Origin of the sequence: Citrobacter sp. RHBSTW-00671, assembly GCF_014103415.1 — a bacterium.
Lineage (GTDB): Bacteria > Pseudomonadota > Gammaproteobacteria > Enterobacterales > Enterobacteriaceae > Citrobacter.
On the sequence record NZ_JABXPR010000001.1, the window covers coordinates 2,973,243 to 2,997,080 of the forward strand.

Annotated in this window: 24 protein-coding genes and 1 pseudogene; 17 read left to right on the plus strand and 8 right to left on the minus strand. The window is 51.3% G+C overall.

What is annotated here, in order from left to right:
- Positions 1-140: 140 nt before the first annotated feature.
- Both HV261_RS14280 and HV261_RS14285 read left to right on the plus strand, forming a co-directional pair.
- Positions 141-1,739 (plus strand): ABC transporter substrate-binding protein, encoded by a 1,599-nt coding sequence (locus tag HV261_RS14280; RefSeq protein WP_137381817.1) that lies wholly within the window; start codon positions 141-143, stop codon positions 1,737-1,739.
- Between the two features lie 17 nt (positions 1,740-1,756).
- Complete coding sequence (locus HV261_RS14285; RefSeq protein ID WP_048211611.1) at positions 1,757-1,990, plus strand: YdcY family protein; 234 nt, start codon at positions 1,757-1,759, stop codon at positions 1,988-1,990.
- A gap of 77 nt (positions 1,991-2,067) precedes the next feature.
- On the opposite strand, the gene HV261_RS14290 is transcribed toward HV261_RS14285, so the two are convergent.
- A complete protein-coding gene (locus HV261_RS14290; protein ID WP_048211612.1) occupies positions 2,068-2,517 on the minus strand; it encodes a DMT family transporter in 450 nt (149 codons plus the stop codon).
- A complete protein-coding gene (locus HV261_RS14295) occupies positions 2,514-3,032 on the minus strand; it encodes a GNAT family N-acetyltransferase (protein WP_202038601.1) in 519 nt (172 codons plus the stop codon). The genes HV261_RS14290 and HV261_RS14295 overlap by 4 nt, the downstream gene beginning before the upstream one ends.
- A gap of 37 nt (positions 3,033-3,069) precedes the next feature.
- Between HV261_RS14295 and HV261_RS14300 the strand changes: the two genes are divergently transcribed.
- The 4 genes from HV261_RS14300 (at position 3,070) to HV261_RS14315 (ending at position 6,434) form a co-directional block, all read left to right on the plus strand.
- On the plus strand, positions 3,070-3,645 hold the full coding sequence (locus tag HV261_RS14300; protein ID WP_048211614.1) for a helix-turn-helix domain-containing protein: 576 nt from the start codon (positions 3,070-3,072) through the stop codon (positions 3,643-3,645).
- Positions 3,646-3,714: 69 nt separating this feature from the next.
- The gene (gene curA, locus HV261_RS14305; RefSeq protein WP_137381819.1) at positions 3,715-4,749 is read left to right on the plus strand and encodes an NADPH-dependent curcumin/dihydrocurcumin reductase; all 1,035 of its coding nucleotides are present in this window, start codon (positions 3,715-3,717) and stop codon (positions 4,747-4,749) included.
- Between the two features lie 265 nt (positions 4,750-5,014).
- Positions 5,015-6,076, plus strand: a complete 1,062-nt coding sequence (gene yncE / locus HV261_RS14310; RefSeq protein WP_202038602.1) for a 7-bladed beta-propeller protein YncE — start codon at positions 5,015-5,017, stop codon at positions 6,074-6,076.
- A 136-nt stretch (positions 6,077-6,212) separates the two neighbouring features.
- The gene (locus tag HV261_RS14315; protein WP_043016274.1) at positions 6,213-6,434 is read left to right on the plus strand and encodes a YgdI/YgdR family lipoprotein; all 222 of its coding nucleotides are present in this window, start codon (positions 6,213-6,215) and stop codon (positions 6,432-6,434) included.
- A gap of 44 nt (positions 6,435-6,478) precedes the next feature.
- On the opposite strand, the gene ansP is transcribed toward HV261_RS14315, so the two are convergent.
- Together ansP and HV261_RS14325 are read right to left on the minus strand one after the other, a co-directional pair.
- Positions 6,479-7,921: an L-asparagine permease gene (gene ansP / locus HV261_RS14320; protein ID WP_202038603.1), complete on the minus strand. Its 1,443-nt coding sequence runs from the start codon at positions 7,919-7,921 to the stop codon at positions 6,479-6,481.
- A gap of 278 nt (positions 7,922-8,199) precedes the next feature.
- The gene (locus tag HV261_RS14325; RefSeq protein ID WP_202038604.1) at positions 8,200-9,741 is read right to left on the minus strand and encodes a methyl-accepting chemotaxis protein; all 1,542 of its coding nucleotides are present in this window, start codon (positions 9,739-9,741) and stop codon (positions 8,200-8,202) included.
- Between the two features lie 531 nt (positions 9,742-10,272).
- Here HV261_RS14325 and HV261_RS14330 point away from each other — a divergent pair.
- From HV261_RS14330 to HV261_RS14360, 7 genes are read left to right on the plus strand one after another with little or no spacing between them, the layout of a single operon-like run.
- Positions 10,273-11,271, plus strand: coding sequence for an MsnO8 family LLM class oxidoreductase (locus HV261_RS14330; protein ID WP_202038605.1), 999 nt, complete (start codon positions 10,273-10,275; stop codon positions 11,269-11,271).
- The gene (locus HV261_RS14335) at positions 11,271-12,392 is read left to right on the plus strand and encodes an amidohydrolase (RefSeq protein ID WP_202038606.1); all 1,122 of its coding nucleotides are present in this window, start codon (positions 11,271-11,273) and stop codon (positions 12,390-12,392) included. The genes HV261_RS14330 and HV261_RS14335 overlap by 1 nt, the downstream gene beginning before the upstream one ends.
- A 24-nt stretch (positions 12,393-12,416) precedes the next feature.
- Positions 12,417-13,730 carry an LLM class flavin-dependent oxidoreductase gene (locus HV261_RS28080; RefSeq protein ID WP_202038607.1) on the plus strand — a complete coding sequence of 438 codons (1,314 nt, stop codon included), beginning with the start codon at positions 12,417-12,419 and terminating at the stop codon, positions 13,728-13,730.
- 12 nt (positions 13,731-13,742) lie between these two features.
- On the plus strand, positions 13,743-14,675 hold the full coding sequence (locus tag HV261_RS28085) for an ABC transporter substrate-binding protein (RefSeq protein ID WP_202038608.1): 933 nt from the start codon (positions 13,743-13,745) through the stop codon (positions 14,673-14,675).
- Positions 14,676-14,685: 10 nt separating this feature from the next.
- Complete coding sequence (locus tag HV261_RS14350; protein ID WP_202038609.1) at positions 14,686-15,195, plus strand: GNAT family N-acetyltransferase; 510 nt, start codon at positions 14,686-14,688, stop codon at positions 15,193-15,195.
- A gap of 9 nt (positions 15,196-15,204) precedes the next feature.
- Positions 15,205-16,131, plus strand: coding sequence for an amino acid ABC transporter permease (locus HV261_RS14355; protein WP_202038610.1), 927 nt, complete (start codon positions 15,205-15,207; stop codon positions 16,129-16,131).
- Positions 16,115-16,888, plus strand: coding sequence for an amino acid ABC transporter ATP-binding protein (locus HV261_RS14360; RefSeq protein ID WP_137381829.1), 774 nt, complete (start codon positions 16,115-16,117; stop codon positions 16,886-16,888). Before HV261_RS14355 ends, HV261_RS14360 begins: the two co-directional genes overlap by 17 nt.
- A gap of 202 nt (positions 16,889-17,090) precedes the next feature.
- Here the strand turns inward: HV261_RS14360 and HV261_RS14365 are convergent, their stop codons facing one another.
- The 3 genes and pseudogenes from HV261_RS14365 to HV261_RS14375 all read right to left on the minus strand — a co-directional run bounded on the left by HV261_RS14365 (position 17,091) and on the right by HV261_RS14375 (position 18,378).
- On the minus strand, positions 17,091-17,522 hold the full coding sequence (locus HV261_RS14365; RefSeq protein WP_202038611.1) for a hypothetical protein: 432 nt from the start codon (positions 17,520-17,522) through the stop codon (positions 17,091-17,093).
- The gene (locus HV261_RS14370) at positions 17,519-17,875 is read right to left on the minus strand and encodes a tlde1 domain-containing protein (RefSeq protein WP_202038612.1); all 357 of its coding nucleotides are present in this window, start codon (positions 17,873-17,875) and stop codon (positions 17,519-17,521) included. The genes HV261_RS14365 and HV261_RS14370 overlap by 4 nt, the downstream gene beginning before the upstream one ends.
- 11 nt (positions 17,876-17,886) lie before the next feature.
- Positions 17,887-18,378: pseudogene (locus tag HV261_RS14375) on the minus strand (Hcp family type VI secretion system effector).
- A 377-nt stretch (positions 18,379-18,755) separates the two neighbouring features.
- Between HV261_RS14375 and HV261_RS14380 the strand changes: the two are divergent.
- Positions 18,756-19,373, plus strand: a complete 618-nt coding sequence (locus HV261_RS14380; RefSeq protein ID WP_202038613.1) for a glutathione S-transferase family protein — start codon at positions 18,756-18,758, stop codon at positions 19,371-19,373.
- Between the two features lie 12 nt (positions 19,374-19,385).
- On the opposite strand, the gene HV261_RS14385 is transcribed toward HV261_RS14380, so the two are convergent.
- Entirely contained in the window at positions 19,386-20,300 is a 915-nt protein-coding gene (locus tag HV261_RS14385) for a LysR family transcriptional regulator (protein ID WP_202038614.1), read from the minus strand.
- Between the two features lie 348 nt (positions 20,301-20,648).
- Between HV261_RS14385 and HV261_RS14390 the strand changes: the two genes are divergently transcribed.
- The 3 genes from HV261_RS14390 to HV261_RS14400 are packed head-to-tail and all read left to right on the plus strand — an operon-like array spanning position 20,649 to position 23,814.
- Positions 20,649-21,614: a hydroxyacid dehydrogenase gene (locus tag HV261_RS14390; RefSeq protein ID WP_137381837.1), complete on the plus strand. Its 966-nt coding sequence runs from the start codon at positions 20,649-20,651 to the stop codon at positions 21,612-21,614.
- 25 nt (positions 21,615-21,639) lie between these two features.
- Positions 21,640-22,338, plus strand: coding sequence for an RraA family protein (locus tag HV261_RS14395; RefSeq protein WP_202038615.1), 699 nt, complete (start codon positions 21,640-21,642; stop codon positions 22,336-22,338).
- A 54-nt stretch (positions 22,339-22,392) separates the two neighbouring features.
- On the plus strand, positions 22,393-23,814 hold the full coding sequence (locus tag HV261_RS14400) for an SLC13 family permease (RefSeq protein WP_137381839.1): 1,422 nt from the start codon (positions 22,393-22,395) through the stop codon (positions 23,812-23,814).
- Positions 23,815-23,838 lie beyond the last annotated feature (24 nt).

Consider the following 23,838-nt stretch of genomic DNA (forward strand, 5'->3'; position numbering starts at 1 on the left):
AAATTACTTCGCCTGCGATGATGAATTAATCAGCGAAAACCACCCGATTAGAATAACCTGATAGAGATTTGTTATTAGTGCGTCTTTGCCAGCTATGCTCTGATAGACGAGTAAATAATAAAAGAAGAAGGCTTATAACCATGATTGCAAGGAAAACGCTGCTCGCGCTGGCACTCAGCGCCGTCTTACCAACAGGTGCTGCCTATGCCGCCAGTACTGATACCATTGTTTACTGCTCTGAAGCATCGCCGGAATCATTTAACCCCCAAATTGCCAGTTCAGGTCCGTCGTTTGTCGCCAGTTCACAGGTGTTGTACAACCGATTGATCAACTTCGATCCGGTCAAAAATACCCCGGTCCCGTCTCTGGCAACGGAGTGGACAATTTCCCCCGACGGCAAGACCTACACATTTACCCTGCGTCAGGGCGTGAAGTTCAATAGTAATAAGTTCTTTAAACCTACCCGTGATTTCAATGCCGATGACGTCGTTTTCTCGGTATTACGCCAGAAAGATGCCGATCATCCGTACCATAAGGTTTCACAGGGTAGCTATGAATATTTCAACGATGTTGGCCTGGACAAACTGATCAAAGAGGTTAAGAAGGTTGATGATTATCACGTTCAATTTGTCCTGAACGAGCCCAACGCTGCATTTCTTGCTGACTGGGGGATGGATTTTGCCTCTATTCTTTCGGCAGAATATGCCGATGAGATGCTGAAAAAAGGCACGCCGGAAAACGTCGATAACTGGCCGATTGGTACCGGGCCTTATGTCTTACAACAGTACAAGCAGGATTCACAAATCCGCTATCTGGCAAACCCGAACTACTGGGATGGTGCAGTGCCAACGAAACATCTGATTTTCTCCATCACACCAAACGTACAGACGCGACTGGCGAAACTGCAAACCAATGAATGCCAGATTATTCCCGCGCCAGCACCGGTGCAGTTTGATGAAATCAAAAAGAACAAGGATCTGACGCTGCATTCGGTCGAGGCGCTGAACGTCGGTTATCTGGCGTTTAATACGGAGAAAAAGCCGTTTGATAACGTACTGGTGCGCCAGGCTCTGAACTATGCGACAGATAAAAAAGCCATTATTAACGCGGTCTTTTTAGGTTCCGGCACGGTGGCGAAATCGCCAATCCCGCCGAATATGCTGGGCTTCAATAAAGACCTGAAAGATTACGATTACGACCCGCAAAAAGCGAAAGAACTGCTGAAGAAAGCGGGGCTGGAAAACGGTTTTGAAGCGACACTGTGGTCAATGCCGGTGCAGCGTCCGTATAACCCGAACTCTCGTCGTATTGCGGAGATGATTCAAAGCGACTGGGCAAAAGTTGGTGTGAAAGCGAAAATCGTCTCCTGGGAATGGGGGGAGTATCTCTCCGGTATGCGTAAAGGCGAGCACGATACTGCGTTGTTTGGCTGGATGTCAGATAACGGTGACCCGGATAACTTTGCCGATGTTCTGCTGGGTTGCGACAGCATTAAAACCGGATCAAACGCCGCGCGCTGGTGTGATAAAGAGTATAATTCGCTGGTTCAAAAGGCGAAACTGGTGAGCAAACCGCAAGAGCGCGCCGCGCTTTACCAGCAGTCGCAGGAAATTTTCTATCAGCAGGCTCCGTGGATTGCGCTGGCGAATGGCAAAACCTTCTATGCCACACGCAGCAACGTCAGCGGATACAGCGTTAGCCTGATGGGCAGTGATTTTTCAAAAGCGAAATTAAATTAATGAGTTAAGGAGGGAGTATGTCGCATCTGGATGAAGTCAGCGCACGTGTTGATGCCGCCATTGAAGAGAGCGTCATTACGCATATGAATGAATTGCTGATTGAACTGAGCGATGATGTTGCGCTGAGCCGGGAAGATCGTTACACCCAGCAACAACGTTTGCGTACGGCAATTGCACATCATGGGCGCCAGCATAAAGAAGATATGGAAGCGCGTCGTGAGCAGTTGACCAAAGGCGGCTCTATTCTTTGATATTTCCTTGCCGGATGGCGGTGTTCACACCTCATCCGGCGTTCCGTAGGCCTGATAAGTGAAGCGCCATCAGGCAATTAAAACGAACGTCTTGCCACCAGCCAGGCACCCACTACCAGCAATATCGCACCGCATACCGGACCCACCAGCGCACGAAGCGGTACACCCTGGCTACGCAGAATATCCAGCACCAGACCGCCAATAAGCTGGCTGGCGACCAGCACCGCGATGGTGGTGGCGGCGCCTACGTTTTGGTATCCGCTGATACTGGCGAAAACAAAGAACGATCCCAGTAAACCCGGGATCAATGTCCACCAGCGCACGCTGGAAACCAGTTCGCCAAACCCCGCCGCACCTTGTTTAAACCACAGTATGCTGACAAACAGGACGATCCCGACCAGTGAGTTAAGCAGCATAGCAATCAGGATTGTCGAGGACGTCTGGGTAATGCGCACCATCAACGTGTTTTGCACCACCAGACCAATACCTGCGGCAATCAGAAAGGAGAGGGTCAGCGTCTGGTTCATCCACGCGCATCCGGTTCGCTACGATCATCTAACTGCAGCTGCATAAAAGTCAGATCCAGCCAGCGACCAAATTTAGTCCCGACCTGGGGCATCTGCGCGGTAACATTGAAGCCCAGCGTGCTATGCAGGTGCAGCGATGCCTGATTTTGCGACTCGATTCCTGCCACCATGACATGCTTGCCACACGCGCGCGCTTCTTCAATGAGTCTGCTGAGCAGCCTGCGCCCCAGTCCTTTTCCCTGATGTTCCGGGTGTACGTACACTGAATGTTCGACGGTATGACGGAAACCGTCAAAGTTGCGCCAGTCGCCAAAAGAGGCGTACCCCGTGACGACGCCATTCTCTTCACTTACCAGCACCGGATACCCCATCAGTTGGCGAGCTTCGTACCAGGAGATGCGGTTTTCGGCATCGACCGTTTGATCGTTCCAGATAGCGGCCGTATGCAGTACGGCGTGATTGTAGATTTCTGCGATGGCGACACAGTCGTCTTTGCTGGCAAATCGAATTGACATGTTGAACCTCAGGGGTTGTTCACTATAGTATTACAATATGAATACTATTGAAGACAGCATAAATCAACGGATCAGTGCAAGAATTCGCATTGAGCGGGAATCTCGCGGCTGGTCGCTGACGGAACTTGCCGAACGTGCAGGGGTGTCGCGGGCGATGATCCATAAAATAGAACGCGGAGAGAGCAGTCCAACGGCGACGCTACTGGGACGGCTTTCCGGTGCGTTTGGTATCAGCATGTCCACGCTGATTGCCCGGGCCGAAATGCAGGAGGGTAAACTGTTACGTTTCGCCGACCAGCCGGTCTGGCACGATCCGCAAAGCCACTATTTGCGCCGCCACGTTTCTCCGCGCAGCGATCTGCCTATCGATCTGGTGCAAATCGAATTACCGGCTGGCAGTGATATCCCGATGCCCGCCTCTTCTTATGTGCAGGCCCGACAGCTTCTCTGGTTGCAGCAGGGGGAATTGGTGTTTGTGGAAGGTGATACACGCCACGAAATGAAAGCCGGGGACTGCCTGGAGTTGGGGCCGCCAAACGACTGTCGGTTTATCAATGAAACCGCGCAGTCCTGCGTTTATCTGGTTGTGCGGTTAAACCACGCTGGCAATTAATGTGAAAGCATCACAGAGATAGCGCGTCTACTATTGATGGATTCATGCCAAAAGCAGAGGAGAACATCAATGGGTCAACAAATGCAACGCAATCGTCGCTGGGTTCTGGCGTCACGCCCGCATGGCGCACCGGTGCCCGGTAACTTCCGTCTTGAAGAAGAGGCCATCACGACGCCCGGTGACGGAGAGGTGTTACTGCGTAACGTCTACCTCTCACTCGATCCCTATATGCGTGGGCGTATGAGCGACGAACCGTCTTATTCGCCCCCGGTTGAGATTGGTGCAGTGATGGTGGGCGGCACGGTCAGTCGGGTCGTGGCATCGAATCATTCGGATTTTAAACCCGGTGAATGGGTGTTGAGCTATAGCGGCTGGCAGGACTTCGCCATCTCTAATGGTGCTGATTTGGTAAAGTTAGGCGATCACCCTGAGCATCCTTCCTGGGCGCTTGGTCTGCTGGGGATGCCGGGTTTTACGGCGTATATGGGGCTGCTGGATATTGGCCAGCCCAAAGCCGGTGAGACACTGGTTGTTGCTGCGGCAACCGGACCTGTTGGCGCAACCGTGGGTCAGATCGGTAAGCTGAAGGGCTGTCGGGTTGTTGGTGTGGCAGGTGGGGCAGAGAAATGTCGCCATGCTACCGACGTGTTGGGCTTTGATATCTGCCTCGATCATCATGCCCCCGATTTCGCACGCCAACTGGCACAAGCCTGTCCGCAGGGTATCGATATCTATTATGAAAACGTCGGCGGCAAAGTTTTTGACGCCGTTTTGCCGTTACTCAACACTTCCGCCCGTATTCCGCTGTGTGGTCTGGTGAGCGGTTATAACGCCACATCACTGCCGGCGGGCCCAGACCGTTTACCGCTGCTTATGGCCACGTTACTGAAAAAACGTATCCGCTTGCAGGGCTTTATCATTGGTCAGGATTATGGTCACCGCATTCATGAATTTCAGCGAGAAATGGGGCGCTGGGTCCAGGAAGGCAAGATCCACTATCGCGAGCAGGTCACTGAGGGTCTGGAAAATGCCCCGGAGACCTTTATCGGTCTGCTGACCGGTAAAAACTTTGGCAAGGTCGTGATTCGTCTTGCTGAAGAGTGATACGAAGAGGCTAAAGGCGCTAACAGCCGGATGGCGCCTACGCCGCCATCCGGCAAGCGTTGTAGAGCCAATCTGTTTGAATATTGATTTCGCTACAAGCGTGTATTCATGGAGAAAATAAGAAGGTTTTCACCGAAAGTGAATAAACACTCCACTTTGCGATAAATAATGATTACTATTCTCATTCTTAAAAAGGCAAAACCATGATTTTGCTCATTGAAGCTATGTGAAGCAGTAACAACTGAATTTATCAAAGGGAGTCGTCATGTCTTTACGTCATCTGTTTTCACCGCGTCTGCGTGGTTCTTTACTGTTAGGTTCACTGCTCGTTGCATCATCATTTAACACGCAGGCTGCGGAAGAACTGCTGCGCAAAGGCGTAGGTAAAGGCGCCTACGAAATGGCGTACAGCCAGCAGGAAAACGCACTGTGGCTGGCCACCTCGCAGAGTCGTAAGCTGGATAAAGGTGGGATAGTTTACCGTCTTGATCCGGTGACGCTTGAAGTAACTCAGGTTATTCATAACGATCTCAAACCGTTTGGCGCGACCATCAATAACGCGACGCAAACGCTGTGGTTTGGTAATACCGTGAATAGCGCGGTGACGGCGATTGATGCGAAAACCGGTGAGGTGAAAGGGCGCCTGGTACTGGATGCGCGTAAACGTTCTGAAGACGTCCGTCCGCTGCAGCCTCGTGAACTGGTCGCCGATGACGCCACCAACAAGGTATACATTAGCGGAATTGGTAAGGAGAGCGTGATTTGGGTCGTGGACGGTGAGACGGTCAAACTTCAGGACACGATTCAAAATACCGGTAAAATGAGCACCGCACTGGCTGTCGACAGCAAGGCTAAACGCCTGTATACCGCCAATGCCGATGGCGAATTCATTACCATCGATACCGCCACCAACAAAATTCTCAGCCGTAAAAAACTGCTGGACGATGGCAAAGAGCACTTCTTCATTAACCTGAGCCTGGATACGGCCGGTCATCGTGCGTTTGTCACTGACTCCAAAGCGGCGGAAGTGCTGGTTATCGACACCCGTAACGGTAACGTGCTGGCAAAAGTTGCCGCACCGGAATCTCTGGCCGTACTGTTCAACCCGACACGCAATGAAGCCTATGTAACCCACCGTCAGGCCGGTAAAGTCAGCGTGATCGATGCGAAAAGCTATAAAGTGGTTAAAACCTTCGATACCCCGACGTTCCCGAACAGCCTGGCGCTCTCTGCCGATGGCAAAACCCTGTACGTGAGTGTGAAACAGAAATCCACACGCGAGCAGGAAGCGACTCAACCGGACGATGTTATTCGTATCGCCCTGTAATTCTTCGGAGGGGGCAACCCCTCCTGTCATTTCTCTATACGCCACGATACGCCTCGTTACACCCCATCGGTAGCCTGACAAACTTCAGCGACTTACACTACGCCCTCAACGGCTAACTGAATAACACGGGAATACCATGAAAAAGCCATTAATCTGTCTTTGTGCGGGCGTAATGCTGTTTACGCTGGCTGGCTGTACCACCGATTACGTCATGACGACGAAAAGCGGACAAACTATTACCACCCAGGGCAAACCAAAACTGGATAAAGACACGGGAATGACCAGCTATACCGATCAGGACGGGAATGCGCGGGAAATTAACAGCAATGATGTGGCTCAGCTAATTGAAGCAAACTAAGTCGCCCAAACAGGTAGGCCAGAAATCTGACCTACCTTAAAGCGTTACGGCGCGGTGCGGTGGATTTCCGCAACGCGTTTACGTACCCCAAACCAACCAGCGACCAGCAGAATGGCAATCAGCGGTAATGAGGCGATAGTGTAGGTCCCATTCGGATAGTCAAACGCCATCAGCACCAGCACCGCCAGTAAAAACAACAGTGTTAACCAGGACGTAAACGGCGCACCAGGCAGTTTGAAGTGAACGTCTGCGGCTTTGCCATCTTTAATGGCCCGACGCAGACGCATCTGGCACACCATAATGAATGCCCACGATGCAATGATGCCCAGCGAGGCAAAGTTAAGCACGATCTCGAACACCTGCGAAGGCACCAGATAGTTGAGGAAAACCCCAACGACGTACACGACAAGCGTGGCCAGTATCCCGGCATAAGGTACGTGTTGACGGCTCATTTTGCCCATAAATCTTGGCGCGGAACCGCCCATCGACATTGAGCGCAAAATACGACCGGTGCAGTACAACCCCGAGTTGAGACTGGAAAGCGCGGCGGTAAGCACCACGATATTCATAATACTGCCAATATAGGGAACGCCGAGTTTGGAAAAGAAAGTAACAAACGGGCTTTGACCTGCCTGATAGGCATTCCACGGCAACAGCATGACCAGCAACACCACTGAACCTACATAGAACAGGCCAATTCGCCAGATAACGCTGTTAATCGCTTTTGGCACCATCGTTTGTGGATCTTTGCACTCGCCAGCCGCAGTGCCTACCAGTTCAATAGAGGCAAATGCAAAGACGACACCCTGGACCAGTACCAGCGCTGGCAGCAGGCCATGCGGGAAAAAACCACCGTTATCGGTGATCAAATGAAAGCCCGTGGCGTTACCATCCAGCGGTTTTCCCGTGCCCAAAAAAACAGTTCCGACGACCAGGAAGATAACGATAGCCAGCACTTTGACCAGGGCAAACCAGAACTCCATCTCCGCAAACCACTTTACGCCGATCATGTTCATGGTGCCGACAATGGCCAATGCGCCGAGGGCAAACACCCATTGCGGTACATCACCAAATGCGCCCCAGTAGTGCATATACAAGGCCACGGCCGTGATATCCACGATTCCGGTCATCGCCCAGTTGATGAAGTACATCCAGCCAGCCACATAGGCCGCTTTCTCACCTAAAAATTCGCGGGCATAAGAGACAAAGCTGCCGCTGGAAGGGCGGTGTAAAACCAGTTCACCGAGTGCCCGCAGAATGAAGAATGAAAAAATACCGCAGACCAGATAGACCAGTGCTAAAGCGGGTCCGGCCATTTGTAAACGTGCGCCAGCCCCTAAAAATAACCCGGTACCAATAGCACCGCCAATGGCGATCATTTGTACCTGCCGGTTCCCCATCGCTTTGTGATACCCCTCTTCGTGAGCATTCAACCAGCGTCGTTTCGCCGCGTGTTGTTCCGCGGCTTGCGTGTTGTGTGTGTTCATTACGTTTCCTGTTAACCTGACTAATTTACAAAATCCTTTTTGCCGCAGTAGTTGCGGCGAAAACAGCGTTACCCTTCATTGTGTTACCGCGGGAAAAGTGTCGGCCGAGCATCCTACATTCAATTGATAAGTGACGCAAAGCCTGGACACGGGGAAGTGGTTTTTTTCTGTAGCCTGAATTGACGGGATGTGGACTCGATTCAGTAAAAAATAGATGAGGTGGGCAATGTGGAGGAATGCGCTCATCCTGATCGTCAGCAGAATGAGCGCTGTTTACTTTACGCCGACACGCCAAAGACCTGTACGGCCTGCTGCAATCGCGATGAGCGCTGCGTTAAATCGGCAGTCGCGTCAGTGACACGCTCCACCATCTCGGCATTATTGTGCGTCATGGTCCCAACACGTGAAATGGAATCATTAATCAGATCCAGCGCCTGGGTTTGCTCCCGCGTTGCCAGACTAATGTCTTTAATCATCATCGACATCTGTAACACATCGCTGATCATCCCGGTGAGATGCGTTTCTGTCTGTTCAACCATTTTTACGCCGGTATTGACGTTAGCGACGTTCTTCTCGATAAGCTGTTTGATCTCTTTTGCCGCTGATGCAGAGTGTTGCGCAAGATTGCGCACCTCCGCGGCCACGACGGCAAAACCGCGCCCGGACTCTCCGGCTCGCGCCGCCTCGACAGCCGCGTTGAGCGCCAGAATATTTGTCTGGAAGGCGATGCTATCAATTACGCCAATGATGTCGACAATCTGACCATTATCACGAGAGATCGCCTGCATCATGGCGATAGTTTGTTTCATAATATCGCCGCCTTCAGCGGCATTGGTGCTGGTTTGAACGGCCATCGTCATGGTATGAGCCGCCGTTTCTGCAGTTTGCTGCACTGCGCTACCAATTTCTTCAATGGCGGCAGCGGTTTGCTGAAGGTCCGCGGATGTTTCTTCAGAACGTGTATGCAGCGCGATACCTTCTTTAGAGACGCGTTGGCTGATGGCCCGGATTCCGGATATTTGCGTACTGACGTCATCAACCAGTGAATTTAGATTAAGTCCGGATTGATTAACCAGTCGCATTAACATGCCGATTTCATCTACGCGATTTAAATGGCAGTTATCGGGTTTTCGTCCGGATACGACTTTCTTCATTTGAGTCAATAGTGTATTAACTGGCTGACAAATTTGACACTTAAGGTAAATAGCAAATAACAGAAATAACGCCAGTAACCCGCCGGATTGAATAAAGTGATTTACAGGGGCGAAGATTAATAACAAAGAGAGCAGGGCTACGACTCCCAAGGCATAATTGACGCGTTGACTAATGCTCAACCATTTAAACATTGAAGTCCATGCCAATATGCCACGGCGAATGATAATACCCTTAAAAAGACGGAACCCGCTAAGTTGTTGATTATTTATTTTTTCATACAGCTGCGCACTCTGAGATATTTCGTCTCGCGAAGGAACAGTGCGCACTGAGATGTAGCCCGTTAACTTTTCATTGTGCCAAACGGGCGTGACGTTGGCGCGTACCCAGTAGTGGTCGCCGTTTTGACGCCGGTTTTTCACCATTCCCGTCCAGCTGTCACCCCGCTGCAACGTGTACCACATGTCAGCAAACGCGGCTGGCGGCATATCCGGATGGCGAATAATATTATGCGGTTCACCCATTAATTGACTTTCGTTAAAACCACTGGCATCGATAAACGCGGAGTTTGCATAGGTAATATGACTCTCCTTATCTGTCGTCGATAGCAGCGTCGCTTTACCGTTAAGTGTGTGCTCAATTTGTGTAACGGGCATGTTACTTTTCATAAAGGCCCCATGATGGTATGTATAATTCATACAAAGATCCCCGTAATAATGCCAGGGGATATTAAAAAGCTGTTTTAAACCATTTTAATAAGAAACGCTGCATTCTCTACTAATCATCAGTTCTGTGAAAGTATTTAAAATAAAAAAATTAATGCGCGGAATCCATGTCTCTTTCATAAAAATGAAACAATCAATACAAGCGCATAACACAAACAGGTGTTTAGTCTGACTTAAATTAAATTCAATACTGAACACGCATGTAAAAATAAATCAAACGAAAAAGGATGTTGCCGCCTTTCCAGTATCAATAAAAAACCTATTATATTTTGTAGTATGCAAATACAAGCCATTTTTTCTGCATAGTGGCGCGTTCAAAACCGGAAGTTTGACTCCTGTTGGGATGAACGTTATCCCTGATCGCTGCGGGGTTGGTTATCTGTTTTTTAGCTGAGCAAATGTGAATTAAATGTTTCTATATGGTTATTTGATAATTTAATAATACTGACATGTTAACAAATATAGGCCTGCAACATGTCATACCGCCTGAGTATTCTGGATAAAAGCCCCATCGGGGAAGGTGAAACTGCCGCAACCGCACTGGCCCGCACGCTGCGCCTGGCACAACACGCAGAAGAGTGGGGATATCATCGTTTTTGGATAGCTGAGCATCACAATACGCCGCAGCTTGCCAGCCCATCACCGGAACTGGTGATCGCCTGGATACTGGGACAAACCCAGCGCATTCGTGTGGGCTCCGGTGGCGTCATGCTGCAACACTATAGCCCCTACAAAGTAGCGGAAAACTTTAATCTTCTGGCCTCACTGGCGCCGGGACGTGTCGATCTTGGGGTTGGGAAAGCGCCAGGCGGCTTACCGCTGTCAACGCAGGCACTGCAGGTGGGTCTGCATCAGGAAGAAAAAGGCAGTTTTGCCGACCAGCTTACTCAACTGAACGCCTGGCTGGCGCTGACCGGGACAGAAAGCGGGCAGACAGTATTCCCGACTCCGCTCCCGCCAGCGCCGCCGCAAAGATTTGTGCTGGGCGCGAGCGTAGAAAGTGCACGCCTGGCGGCAGAGTCCGACTGGAACTTTATTTTCGCAGCGCACCTGAACGGCGATAAAGCGTTACTGCATGAGGTGCTGAGCTTCTGGCAGGCCAACAGTTCACGGCCAACGATTGTCGCTGTGCAGGTTATTGTGGCTGACAGCAGCGATATGGCAGCGCAACTGGCGAAAGATGTACAAATCTGGGGCGTCGAGTTGGAGGATGGACAACGCGTCACCGTCGCCAGCGAAGAGCAGGCGCTGGCTTTCGCCGCGCAGGCGGGCAGCGCACCACGAACAATTGCCCGGCGTGAGCAGGCGTTACTGCAGGGGAGCGCTCAGGAGGTGGTGGCCACACTGCGTTCATGGCAGGTGCAATACGGTATTGATGAATTCATTATCGATACGCCGGTGGCCGAAGGTCAGGCGCGCCTGACATCGTTACGCCTGTTGGCACAAGCACACAGCACGATGGAGGTTGTCTGATGTCATTCGCCTCACAGCTTATCGACTGGCGTCGCGAGCTACATCAGCACCCGGAGCTGTCCCTCCAGGAAGTGGCGACAACCGCGCGTATTCGTGACTGGTTGCATGCTGCAGATGTCACGCTATTGCCGTTCAATCTGAAAACGGGTGTCGTTGCCGAAATTGGTCAGGGAGACGATGTCATCGCTCTACGGGCGGATATCGATGCTTTACCGATCGAAGAAAATACCGATGTGCCGTTTCGCTCCATCACGCCGGGGGTGATGCATGCCTGTGGACATGATATTCACACCAGCGTGATGCTCGGCGCTGCACTGTTGCTTAAGCAGGAGGAAAACACATTACCGGGACGCGTGCGTATTTTGTTTCAGCCGGCAGAAGAAAGTTTTGGTGGCGCTAAAACGCTGATCCGTGCCGGAGCCCTGCAAAATGTGGCCGCGATCTTTGGCATGCACAACGAGCCCGGGTTGGCGGTAGGCGATTTTGCCACCCGAGGAGGGGCGTTTTACGCCAATGTGGACCGCCTTGTGCTGCGTATTACCGGAAAAGGCGCGCATGCGGCGCGTCCACACGAGGGAAAAGATGCCATCCTGCTCGCCAGTCAACTGGTGACGGTATTACAAAGCGTCGCCAGCCGTGAGGTCAATACGCTGGATTCGGTGGTGCTTAGCGTCACCCGAATTCAGGGGGGAAATACATGGAACGTACTACCGGAATCCGTTGAGCTGGAAGGGACGCTCCGGACACATCGCGCAGAGGTGCAACAACAGGTCAAATCACGGGTCAGTGATATTGCCGCTGGGTTTGCCCACGCCTTTGGCGCACAGATCGATGTTATCTGGCACGCGGGGCCCACGGCCCTGGTCAATGACGCGCTCTGGGCCGATATTGCGACCAACGTAGCCAGACAATCCGGTTACACGACGCACCATGCCGACCTGCATATGGGCGGGGAGGATTTTGCCGTTTATTTGCAAAATACGCCTGGGGCGTTTGTTAGCATCGGTAGTGCCAGTGAATACGGATTACATCATCCGGGGTTTAATCCGGATGAACGGTTAATTGAACCTGCCGCACACTACTTTGCACATTTAGCAAAAACGGCATTCGCACACCTTTAATTTATCTGTTGGGTAGGGGTTACTATGGCTGAAAATCGGCAACTACGTCTGGGCACTATTTTGCATGGTGCCTCCGGGAATATGTCAGCATGGCGTCATCCGGCAGCGCGTGCTGATGCCAGTATTAATTTTGATTTTGTAAAAGAGACGGCGCATATTGCGGAGAAAGGGAAGCTGGATTTTATTTTTGTCGCTGACGGTTTGTATATTAATGAGAAATCTATTCCACATTTTTTAAATCGCTTTGAGCCGCTGACGGTATTATCTGCGCTGGCAAGCGTCACCCGTCATCTTGGCCTGGTGGGTACGGTTTCTACCTCCTATAGCGAGCCGTTTACTACCGCGCGACAGTTTGCCAGTCTGGACCATCTTAGCCAGGGCAGGGCCGGATGGAATGTGGTGACATCCCCACTGGAAGGTTCGGCTAAAAACTATTCCCGTGCCCAGCATCCTGAGCATGCTCAACGTTATCGCATTGCCGATGAATATTTACAGGTAGTGAAAGGTCTATGGGATTCCTGGGAAGACGATGCGTTTGTCCGCAATAAAACAAGTGGCGAGTTCTTTCATCCGCATAAATTACACACCCTGAATCACCATGGTGATTATTTCCAGGTGGCAGGGCCACTAAATATTGGCCGGACCCCACAAGGTCGTCCGGTTATATTTCAGGCAGGCGCGTCAGACGATGGGAAAAAATTGGCGGCGCAGCATGCGGACGCTGTTTTCACCCATCAGGAATCTCTGTCTGAAGCCAAAGCATTTTATCAGGATGTCAAAAGTCAGCTTGAAGCTGTCGGACGTCATGCCGATGAACTGCATATTTTCCAGGGCGTCAGCATTATTGTTGGCGACAGTGACGCTGACGTAGAGCAACAGTATCAGGCGACCGCAGCACTGGTGTCGATCACCGACGCGCTGAATTACCTGGGACGCTATTTTGAACATCACGATTTTAGCCAGTACCCGCTGGACGCACCGTTCCCGGATCTTGGCACCCTCGGGGAAAACAGTTTTCGTAGTACCACTGACGAGATCAAGCGCAATGCGCGGGAGCGGGGATTAACCCTGCGTCAGGTGGCGCTGGAAGCTGCCAGTCCTCGTCCACGTTTTAGCGGAACGCCGGCGCAGGTGGCTGATGGGCTGCAGCAGTGGTTCGAGGAGAAAGCCGCCGACGGTTTCATCATTCAGGGGGGAACGCCAGATACCTTCCCACGGTTTGTCGACCAGGTTATTCCCGTGCTTCAGGCGCGCGGTTTATTTCGCCACGACTATCCCGGCACGACGCTGCGCGCAAGCCTAGGGCTGGCAACACCTGCAAATCAATTCACACAATAAGAGAAAAACGCTATGCAGAAAAAATCACTACTTCTTGCGCTGTCGCTGGCTTTCAGCGCGACGGTCTGGGCAAATGACGTCACCATCAACGGCACCGGCGTGAGCCTGGAAGCCAATAAAACACCGATTCACACGGTTAAAAATCCACAGGCGATTGCGCAGTTACCCGCTAATCTGCGCCTGGCTGTGCCGGGTAAATTTACGGTCGCTATCGCCGGACTGAGCCAGCCGCCGCTGACTGTATTTGCCGATGATAATAAAACGCTCATCGGCAGTGAGGCCGATATTGCCCGCCTGGTTGCCGATAGTCTGGGGCTGGAGCTGAATGTCGTCCCCACGTCATGGGAAGACTGGCCACTGGGCGTGGCGTCCGGGAAATACGATGCTGCGATCAGCAATATTACCGTGACCAAAGCGCGCAAAGAGAAGTTCGATTTCGCCACCTATCGTAAGGACTCCCTGGGTTTTTATGTCAAAACCGGCAGCACGCTGACGAAAATTGAACAGGCGGAAGATATTGCCGGGCTGCGCATTATCGTCGGCTCAGGGACGAACCAGGAAGCCATTCTGTTGGCGTGGAACGAAGAGAATTTGAAGAAAGGATTAAAACCGTTTACGCCAGTGTATACCAAAGATGATGCTGCTCAGACGCTGGCTCTACAGTCAGGTCGTGCGGATGCTTACTTTGGTCCGAATGTCATTGGGGCCTGGAAAGCGGCGCTCAATGGTAAAACGCAATTGGTGGGCAGCGTCGATGGCGGATGGCCGAAAGCCGCACATATTGCCGTTACGCTGAAAAAAGACAGTGGCCTGGTGCTGCCGGTGCAAACTGCCCTCAACGGTGTGATCGGCAATGGCGACTATGACAAGGTGCTGAACCGCTGGGGGGAAGGGGTAGAACGTATCCCGCAATCTGAAGTTAACCCGGCCGGTTTAGGCGACTAAGGAGGTCAATGTGAGCGATCAATTCCGCGTTGTCTCGCCCGACGCCATTGAGCTACAGCCGATCCTCAACGGCCTGTTTGGTGAATATGCCGCCCGCTATGGCGATTATTTTTCTCGTGATGCTGAAGTGGAGCTAACCGAATGGTATCTGGTCCCACAGGGGATCTTTGTGGTGCTGGAGCGCGACGGCGAAATTATCGCCACTGGGGCTTACAAACCCTATGACAAAGACACCGCTGAAATTAAGCGTATCTGGACGAAAAGCAGCCTGCGTAAGCAGGGGCTGGCAGCGCATGTGGTGCAGGAGCTGGAGCGCCGGGCATTACTGGCGGGCTATAGCCGTATCTATCTGACCACGGGTTTTCGCCAGCCAGAGGCCGTCCGGCTTTATTTGAGTCAGGGATACGATCCTCAGTTCGACACCACACGTAATCCAGAAGAGTACAGCCAGCCGCCTTTTGATGGACGACTGCGCTTCACCAAACTGTTGACTATCGCAGGTCAGGCCAAAATTGCCTGAGGAGAGAAGATGAAAACGACTGCAACCATCAAAGTCGTCCCGGCACGTTACCCGATGCGTACCGTAGGGGCGGTTATTGCCCTGTTTGTGCTGGCGGCGATTATACAGTCTGTCGCGTTTAATCCGCGTTGGGAATGGGGCGTTTTTGCTCGCTGGTTCTTCGACCCGGTTATCTTGTCTGGACTTGGGCAAACGCTGTTGTTGACGCTCATTGGGACATTACTGAGCGTGGTATTTGGCGGGTTGCTGGCGCTGGCCAGACTCTCATCATCCTGGCTACTAAACAGCCTGGCGTGGGGATACATCTGGTTGTTTCGCTCACTCCCGCTGATTGTGGTATTGATCATTTTGTACAACTTCTCCTATTTGTACGACACGCTGGCGATCGGCATACCGTTCACTGCTCTCCAGTGGGGCAGCTTTGAGACTATCAATGTCCTCGGACAGTTTTCCACTGCGGTTGTTGGCCTGACGCTTGTGCAAAGCGCTTATACCGCTGAGATTATTCGCGGCGGGTTTCTTGGGGTTGATCATGGTCAGTATGAGGCGGCAGCAGCCCTGGGATTACCTGCCTGGCGCCGCACGCTACGTATTATCCTGCCACAGGCGTTGCGCACTATTTTGCCCGCCGGATTCAACGAAATTATCAGCCTGGCAAAAGGAACGGCGATGGTTTATGTGCTGGCCATGCCGGAACTGTTCTACACCATCCAGATGATCTACAACCGCACCCAGGAAGTGATTCCGCTGCTGATGGTTGGCGCCGTATGGTATCTGGTGATCACCAGCGTTTTGTCATTTATTCAGCATCTGGTTGAACGCGCGCTGGCACGCAGTGAAAGACGATCCGCTATTAACACCGCCAGGGTGAGTCGCACGGCTAAACGTCGCCGCCAGGTTCCACAGCAGGAGGCTATCCATGTCCCACTCGCCTGAAGGTCATATTTCCATTACCGGCGTCAGCAAATATTTTGGTCGCCATAAGGCGCTGGATAACGTATCGCTGGAGATCCCACCCGGTACGGTCACGGTTATTCTCGGGCCTTCCGGTTCAGGTAAATCAACCCTACTGCGGGCGATTAATCATCTGGAGCGTGTCGATGAGGGGTTTATTCAGATTGACGGTGATTATATTGGTTATCGCCTTCAGGGAGACCGGTTGTATGAGCTGAAAGAGGCGGAAATCCTGCGCCAGCGCATCAATGTGGGCTACGTATTTCAGAACTTTAACCTGTTCCCGCATTTAACGGTGCTGGAAAACCTGATTGAAGCGCCTGTTGCACACGGACTGGCTTCGCGCAAAGAGGCTATTGAGCGAGCATTTACCTTGCTGGATGCTGTCGGACTGCGGCAAAAAGCCGATGCCTGGTCGCGGCATTTATCCGGGGGCCAGCAGCAACGTATCGCCATTGCCCGCGCGCTGGCGTTAAATCCGCGCGTGATGCTATTTGATGAGCCGACGTCCGCACTCGATCCTGAACTGGTGGGCGAAGTGCTGGACGTGATTAAGTCGCTGGCACAGTCGGGAACCACGCTGGTTGTGGTGACGCATGAAATCGGGTTTGCCCGGGAAGTGGCCGATCAGGTGGTGTTTATGGTTGACGGCAAAATTGTCGAACAGGGTAGCAGCGAACAGGTGCTAAATTATCCGCGCCACACGCGCACGCAGCAGTTTTTGTCGAAAGTTCTGTAAATACGTGGAATTGCGTTGCGGCACAGGATTGTGCCGAACAGCGATTACAGGGTAACGACGATTTTGCCTACCCCGAGGGGCGAGATGACGCCTCTGTGGGTAATGCGCAGAAACGGGTTTTGATTCTCCGGTATAGCTGACACTTACAATCAAAAGTAAGCGGAAGAAAAGACCCGCCTATGCGATGACCGGGTTGGCTACCTTACTTAACCTTGCGGGTGTTGTCTGCCTTCAGTTCGTCATAAGAGGCTTCAAGAATCCAGAGGCATTTTGCCCCGGCAGCCGTGCTCAGCAGCACCTGACGCGTACGCTGGTAGAATGCGTCCACCTTGTCCGGGGTTTCCGTCGGTGGGGTGCATACGATATCAGAGCCAATCATGTGAGGCCAGTGCCCGGCGTCGATAACGTCTAGCGCCCTCAGTGCGCCGGCGGTGTTTGCTGTCAGTGCTGCCGCGAGCGAATCCTCCAGCCTCTGAGCCTGTTTAACGTCGGCAACTGCTGCCAGTGCCGGGACCTGCTCAAGCCATTGAGCCTCACCAGCGGCAATGCCTCGGAATGCGTCTGGCCAGTCAGTGCTGCCCGCCATCGCAGGGAGCGACTGCGCCGCCAACAGCAAAATTGCCAGGCGCTTCATCGCACGACCTCAAGGTCGCCACCATCGCGGAGTATCAGCCGTCGGGTGGTCAAGGAGAGGATAATACATCCCTCCGAGGCGAAGCCCGCTGGACCGTGCTTGCGCTCGCCGTGAATGCGGAATTCTGAACGCCCGAAAGTCTCCCCAGAGGCCTGCTCCAGAATGATGGTCACAGGTCCTTTAGAGGTTGAATGCCCCGCTATTTTATACGTTCCCCGCGGCAGCGGCCCAAGTCCTTTGACCTGCTGGCGGTCTGGGTTGTTTTTATTGGTAAGTGCACCGGAGTAGCCGCTCTCTATCAGTTTACCGTCTTTGTACATGTTGCCGGTCGACTGCTCATATTTCCATCCCATAGTCTTTCTCCTTATGCAGTCGCGCGTTCGTTCCAGCTGTCCGAGTGCATGATGTTACCGTCGGCATAACGCCAGGTGATTTTTTCGTACAGTAACTCGACCAGCTCGATGTGATTATATTTCTCATAGCACGGGTCTTTGATATCCAGCATCATCGGGCAGACGCTGACAATCTTCACGCCTTCCATCAGGGTGGAGAAGTATTCAACCTCCTGACCGGCATCATTAATGCGCTAAAATTTCACCTCGGCGGATTTGAGTTTCTGGCCAGAGCTAACGGCCTTGTAAAGATACGGGCTAGAGGAGTCGATCTCCTTGTCGAACGAATAAGGAGAATGGACGCGGAGACTGGTCGCCTTGCCATTGTGTTTATCGGTGGGCTGCATTACACCATGGTTCAGGCCAATAATCTCGATACTTCCTTCACGGCCATGAATGTCGACAGAGCCTTCGATATCAGCGCCGCCGTCGTCTTTTAGCCACAAATACGCGGGAATTGCCATTTGTTTAAAACTCCATTTAAAGAAATCCTATTTAAAGTCCTGTAGCGTTAATCAATTACGTTACCCACAAACGCTATCGCCTATAAAATTACACGTCAATTTAGTGCTATGAGGATACAAAACGATCTAAATTTTCTTTGATACAAGTAAAAGAAGGCCGGTATAATACGGCCCCTATTTCTGAAAAGTTAGTCCAGAATTATCCGCATTATTTATCGTTTTTGGCCAATCAGGCCAAGAGCCGTACAGAATCCTCGAACCTCCCGAGAACCGCACCAAATCTACGTCGCGTCGATTCTCCTGAACCTCCCTGTAGTCCAGAATTGATCACCTCCCCACATGCTCTACACTTAGGGTTTTAACTTTGGGGTTGCAGCATGATTAAAGTCTATGGGGTACCGGGCTGGGGATCGGCCATCAGTGAAGTGATGCTTACACTGGCGGAGATCCCTTACACGTTTATTAATGTGGACGGCTTTGACAGCGATGGGCCGTCGCGGGCGTTGCTAAAAACAATGAATCCGCTGTGTCAGGTGCCCACACTGATACTGGAAAATGGCAATGTGATGACGGAAACGGCGGCTATTGCGCTGATGATTCTGGACAGCAGGCCCGAACTGGCGCCGCCTGTCGGACATGTAGAACGTCAGCAATTTCAGCGCCTGCTGATATGGCTGGTGACAAATGTCTATCCCACGTTCACGTATGCTGACTATCCCGAACGCTGGACGCCTGATGCCCCGGCGCAGTTGAAAAAGGGCTGTATTGAGTACCGTAAATCGCTTTATATGTGGCTGAATGACCAGCTAAGCGCCGAACCGTACGCGTTTGGCGATCAGCTCACGTTGCTGGATGTTTATATTGCCGTTCTGCGCACCTGGGGGCCTGGACATGACTGGTTCCAGGACAATACGCCCAATATCAGCGCCATCGCGGACGCGGTTTGTCAAATCCCGCGGCTGCGTACTGTACTGAAAGATAACAGAATTATTTGACGCGATGAACGCTTAAAACATGTCTTGCCCCTGTTCGCGGATCATCCTGATAAGTCGTTCTGTGATGGGAGAGGGGCAGCGATCCTTGAGTCGACCAAGAATAAAATGACGGGAATTTGCTGTTCCTTCCAGCGGGATTTCCTTCAATTGTTTATATACCACACCGCCCTTGGTCAAATTACGCCGGGGTATGAAGCCCAGTAATTCTTTATTTGCCGCAAGGATTTTGGGCATAAGATGAAACGATGATGTTTCTATCTGGGCTCGAGGTGGCGGAAGCCCTCGGCTAATAAAAAACTGATCGATCCAGCGTCGGGAGGCCGTATTTTTCCCCGATAACAACCATTTGTATTCGACAAGATCTTGAGGCGTAATTGACTTCAACTCTTTTGTGAAAATAGGATGCTCGCAGCTGCCGACTAAAACCACAGCATCCTCCATTATCGGGTAGATAATGGCGTTTTCATAGCTGATCGTTTTAGTAACAATAATGATATCTAACTGATAATTCTGCAGGTTATCCCAAAGATAATTATTCACTCCGGGAACAATTTCGAGCATAGCGAGGGGGTTTTCTGTCAGAAAAGCCTGACACAGTTTAGGTATGAGATATTCAGCGACAGTCGGTACACAGCCTATACGTATTTTCCCTGACACCCCGCGAACATAGTTTTCGAGGTCCTGTTCCGTTTGCTCCATAAAAAAACAGAGCTTTCTGGCCCGTTCACGCATTAACTCGCCCGCGGCGGTAAGCGTTATACCGTGCCCGCTGCGGGTCAATAATTGTGTACCCACTTCCTCTTCCAGACGCTGGATGCATTTTGACAACGCAGGTTGCGAGCGCCCAAGGCGTTCTGAGGCTTGAGCGAGGCTACCCACTTCTGCAATAACATAAAAAAACGTCAAATCGCGAATATTGAGATTCATGACTCTACAGCACCTTTTCCCATCCGCCCGGTATTATCGTCACAGCATGGTAGAGAATGACGCGCCATTATTTTTTGACCTGACAGCAAAAAGATGACGTTTTCTCTTGCATAAAAAGTAAGAAAATACGGCGAAATGTGTGAACCATGCCGCCTGTCAGTTCCGAATTATTACGCAATGACATCCTGATGAATTAATGCAACCAACTGTATTTTATGATGTTTATAAGCGCATTTTGTTTTTACGCTATTTAACGAAAAGTTATTGCCGCTATCAATATTATTGCCTGTTGCGTCGCCTTGTCCTGGGGTAAAAATCTCCCATCCCGACTATGGCAAGGAGAAGAGGATGCGTTTTACCGTATTAATGACGGCACCAAAACTGGCGCCGAAGGGTGTTAAAAAACTAATAGATGCTGACTGTAAAATAATCTATGTAAATGATTCAACAGATCCGCAGGCGATCCTGTCGATTTTATCCACTGAGCCTGTTGATGCTGTCATTTCACGCACGATGACGCTAACGGGCGAAGCTATCCGTGCTTGTCCAACGCTGAAAGTCATCACCAAACATGGCGTAGGCGTAAGTAACATTGATGTCGATGCGGCGACGGAACGTAATATTCCCGTCCTCGTGACGCCGGGAACAAACTCACAATCGGTTGCCGAACTGGCATTAGGGCTTATGCTGGCGGCCGCCAGGCGCATTGCATCCTATGACCGGGATTTACGCACAGGGAACTGGAGTCGCGCCGGAAACGGCCAACAATTAAGTGGACGCACTTTGGGATTGGTGGGTTTTGGCCAAATAGGACAAACGCTGGCGCAATTCTGTATAGCGCTGGGCATGAAGGTCGTCGCTTACGATCCCATGCTCAAGGCCAGCCCAATCGAACAGGTCACACTTGTCAACGATTTACCGGCGTTGCTTCGCCAAAGCCAGGTGCTCAGCCTGCATTGTCCGCTGGTTCCCGCTACCCGAAATCTGATTAACGAAGAGGCGCTTTCACTACTGCCTGATGGTGCAATTCTGGTTAATACCGCCAGAGGGCCGCTGATTGATGAAAATGCGCTGGTAGCTGCTTTGCAGAGTGGAAAACTTGCAGGCGCAGGTCTGGACACTTTCGTTAATGAACCACTGCCCCTCAGCGATGCTATTGCCTCACAACCCACCGTTGTTATGACCCCGCATGTTGGCGGGTCCACGCCTGATGCGTTAGACGCGATGGCTGCGCATGCCGCTGACAACGTGATTAATTTCCTTAACGGAAAACCGTTATCCCCGAGTCTGTGTGTTAACCACCTGATTAAATAATATTTACGACGTACTGGAGAATAAAATGTCTATTGGATTCAGAGTCTTTACTCAACGTGAACTGCCTACAACTGATGTTATCGAAGGTTTCAAAACCATACCAGCAGCAAATATTGCCGACTGTATGGGGCGCCTGAGCGCGATGAATTGCCGCATCCGACGCATGACGGCACCTGCGGAACAAAATATGGTTGGTGTCGCGCTGACGGTAAAAGCGCGTCCTGGCGACAACCTGATGATGCACAAAGCGCTGAACATGATTAAACCTGGCGACATTCTGATCGTCTCCAATGAAGGGGATAGCAGCCAGTCGCTGATGGGCGAGATCATGGTCGCCTATGCCAAATCTCAAGGCATTGCGGGCATCGTGCTGGACGGACCAATGCGTGATCTTGATACCATCTATGCAATGGGGGTTCCAGTTTATGCGACAGGTCATACCCCAGGCGGCCCATTCAAAGAAGGTCCAGGCGAAGTCAATGTTCCTGTCGCTTGCGGCAATATTCACGTTACGCCGGGCGATATTATCGTCGGAGACAGTGATGGCGTCATTGTGATCCCTAAACATGATGCGGCAAAATTGCTGGAAGAAGCTCGCAAGTTTTCTGCCAACGACCATGCAAAACTGGTTGCGGCGCAGACCGGAAAAGCCGATCGCAGTTGGGTGGATAAAGCGCTCGCGGCGAAAGGCTGCGAAACGATTGACGCTGTTTATCCGGGTTAACTCTACAGATGCCAGCCACGTTTGTGGCTGGCTTGCTCAAATAGGCTAATAATAATGGCAGAAAATATAAAAACGTTGTCGTTTAAGAAACGGTGGGGAATTCCGTTAGCGATCCTGGCGATGGCGATTACCTATACCTTTCCCATGGCAGGACTCTCCATGGAGGGGAAGCATGCGCTGGTATTGTTTGCGGGTGTTTTTATCCTGTTCTTATCCGAACCCATCCCCATTGTTGTTTCAAGCTTACTGATTGTTCCTGCTGCTGTATTATTAAAAGTATGCAGCTTAAAAATGGCACTGTCGGGATTTTCTTCATCTTCCTCTTATCTTCTGGTTGGCGCATTTATTATGGCTGTGGCGCTAACCAAAACACGCTTAGCTGAACGGATTACTTTTTTAATTCTTAAAGTTACCGGCAGTAGCGTGCGTAATTTAACACTGGGGGTGACCATTGCGAATATTGTGCTGGCATTCTTTATTCCGTCGTCAACCCCAAGGGTCGCGATCCTGCTACCCATTTGTCTGAATTTAATTGCCTTATTTAAAGAAGAAGGGCGAACAAAATTTGCAGTAAATTTACTGCTCACCATGTCGTTTACTAATTCCACGATCAGCGGCGGTATTTTGACAGCCAATTTACCGAACCCCATTACCGTTGAATTTATTCATAATGCCGGTGGGCCAATGATCTCCTATCTGGATTTTTTGATAGTCGGATTCCCGCCAGCATTACTGATGACGTTTATTACCTGGATCTACCTGCAGTTTGCTTATCCGCCTGAGCAATCGCATATCCCCGGTGGAGAGCAGTTGATTAAAGACAGTCTGGACGGGATGGGAAAAATGTCTGCGGCTGAGTGGAAAACGTTATGGATTTTCCTCGGCGTGGTCTTCCTGTGGGTCACCGGCGATTGGATAGGTGTCGATTCTACCACGGCCTGTATGCTGGGGGCTTGTCTGCTCTTCTTCCCTAAAATTGGCGTGATTAATTGGTCGGAAGCCAATAAAGGCGTGTCGTGGCAAGTGCTGTTCATTTGCGGCGGCGGTGTCAGTATGGGGGCTATTTTGATGAAAACCGGTGCGGCAGAGTGGATATCGATGCTGATCTTTAACCATCTGGGTTTATCCACGCTGAGTACCATCGCCTTGTTGATTGTCGTGCTTATCGTCGTGCAATACATGCATATTTTCTTTGTGGGCACTACGGCGATGGCGGCAGCAATGTTGCCTGTACTGATTGGTATTGCCCATGCGGCAGGTCTGCCACCGGCAATGCTGGCGTTACCGGGTGGGATGATTATTGGCGCTTATCCATTATTGATGTTTTATAACACCATTCCGGGTGTGTTGGTCTTTGGTACCGGGAAGGTTGCTATCAATGATTATCCGCGAGTCGGTATTGTTCTGTGTGCGATTGCTTGTCTGATTTATGCATTATGCGCATTGTATTATTGGCCAATGCTTGGCGTTTTTTAATTTTCAGGAATAATTACTTATTTG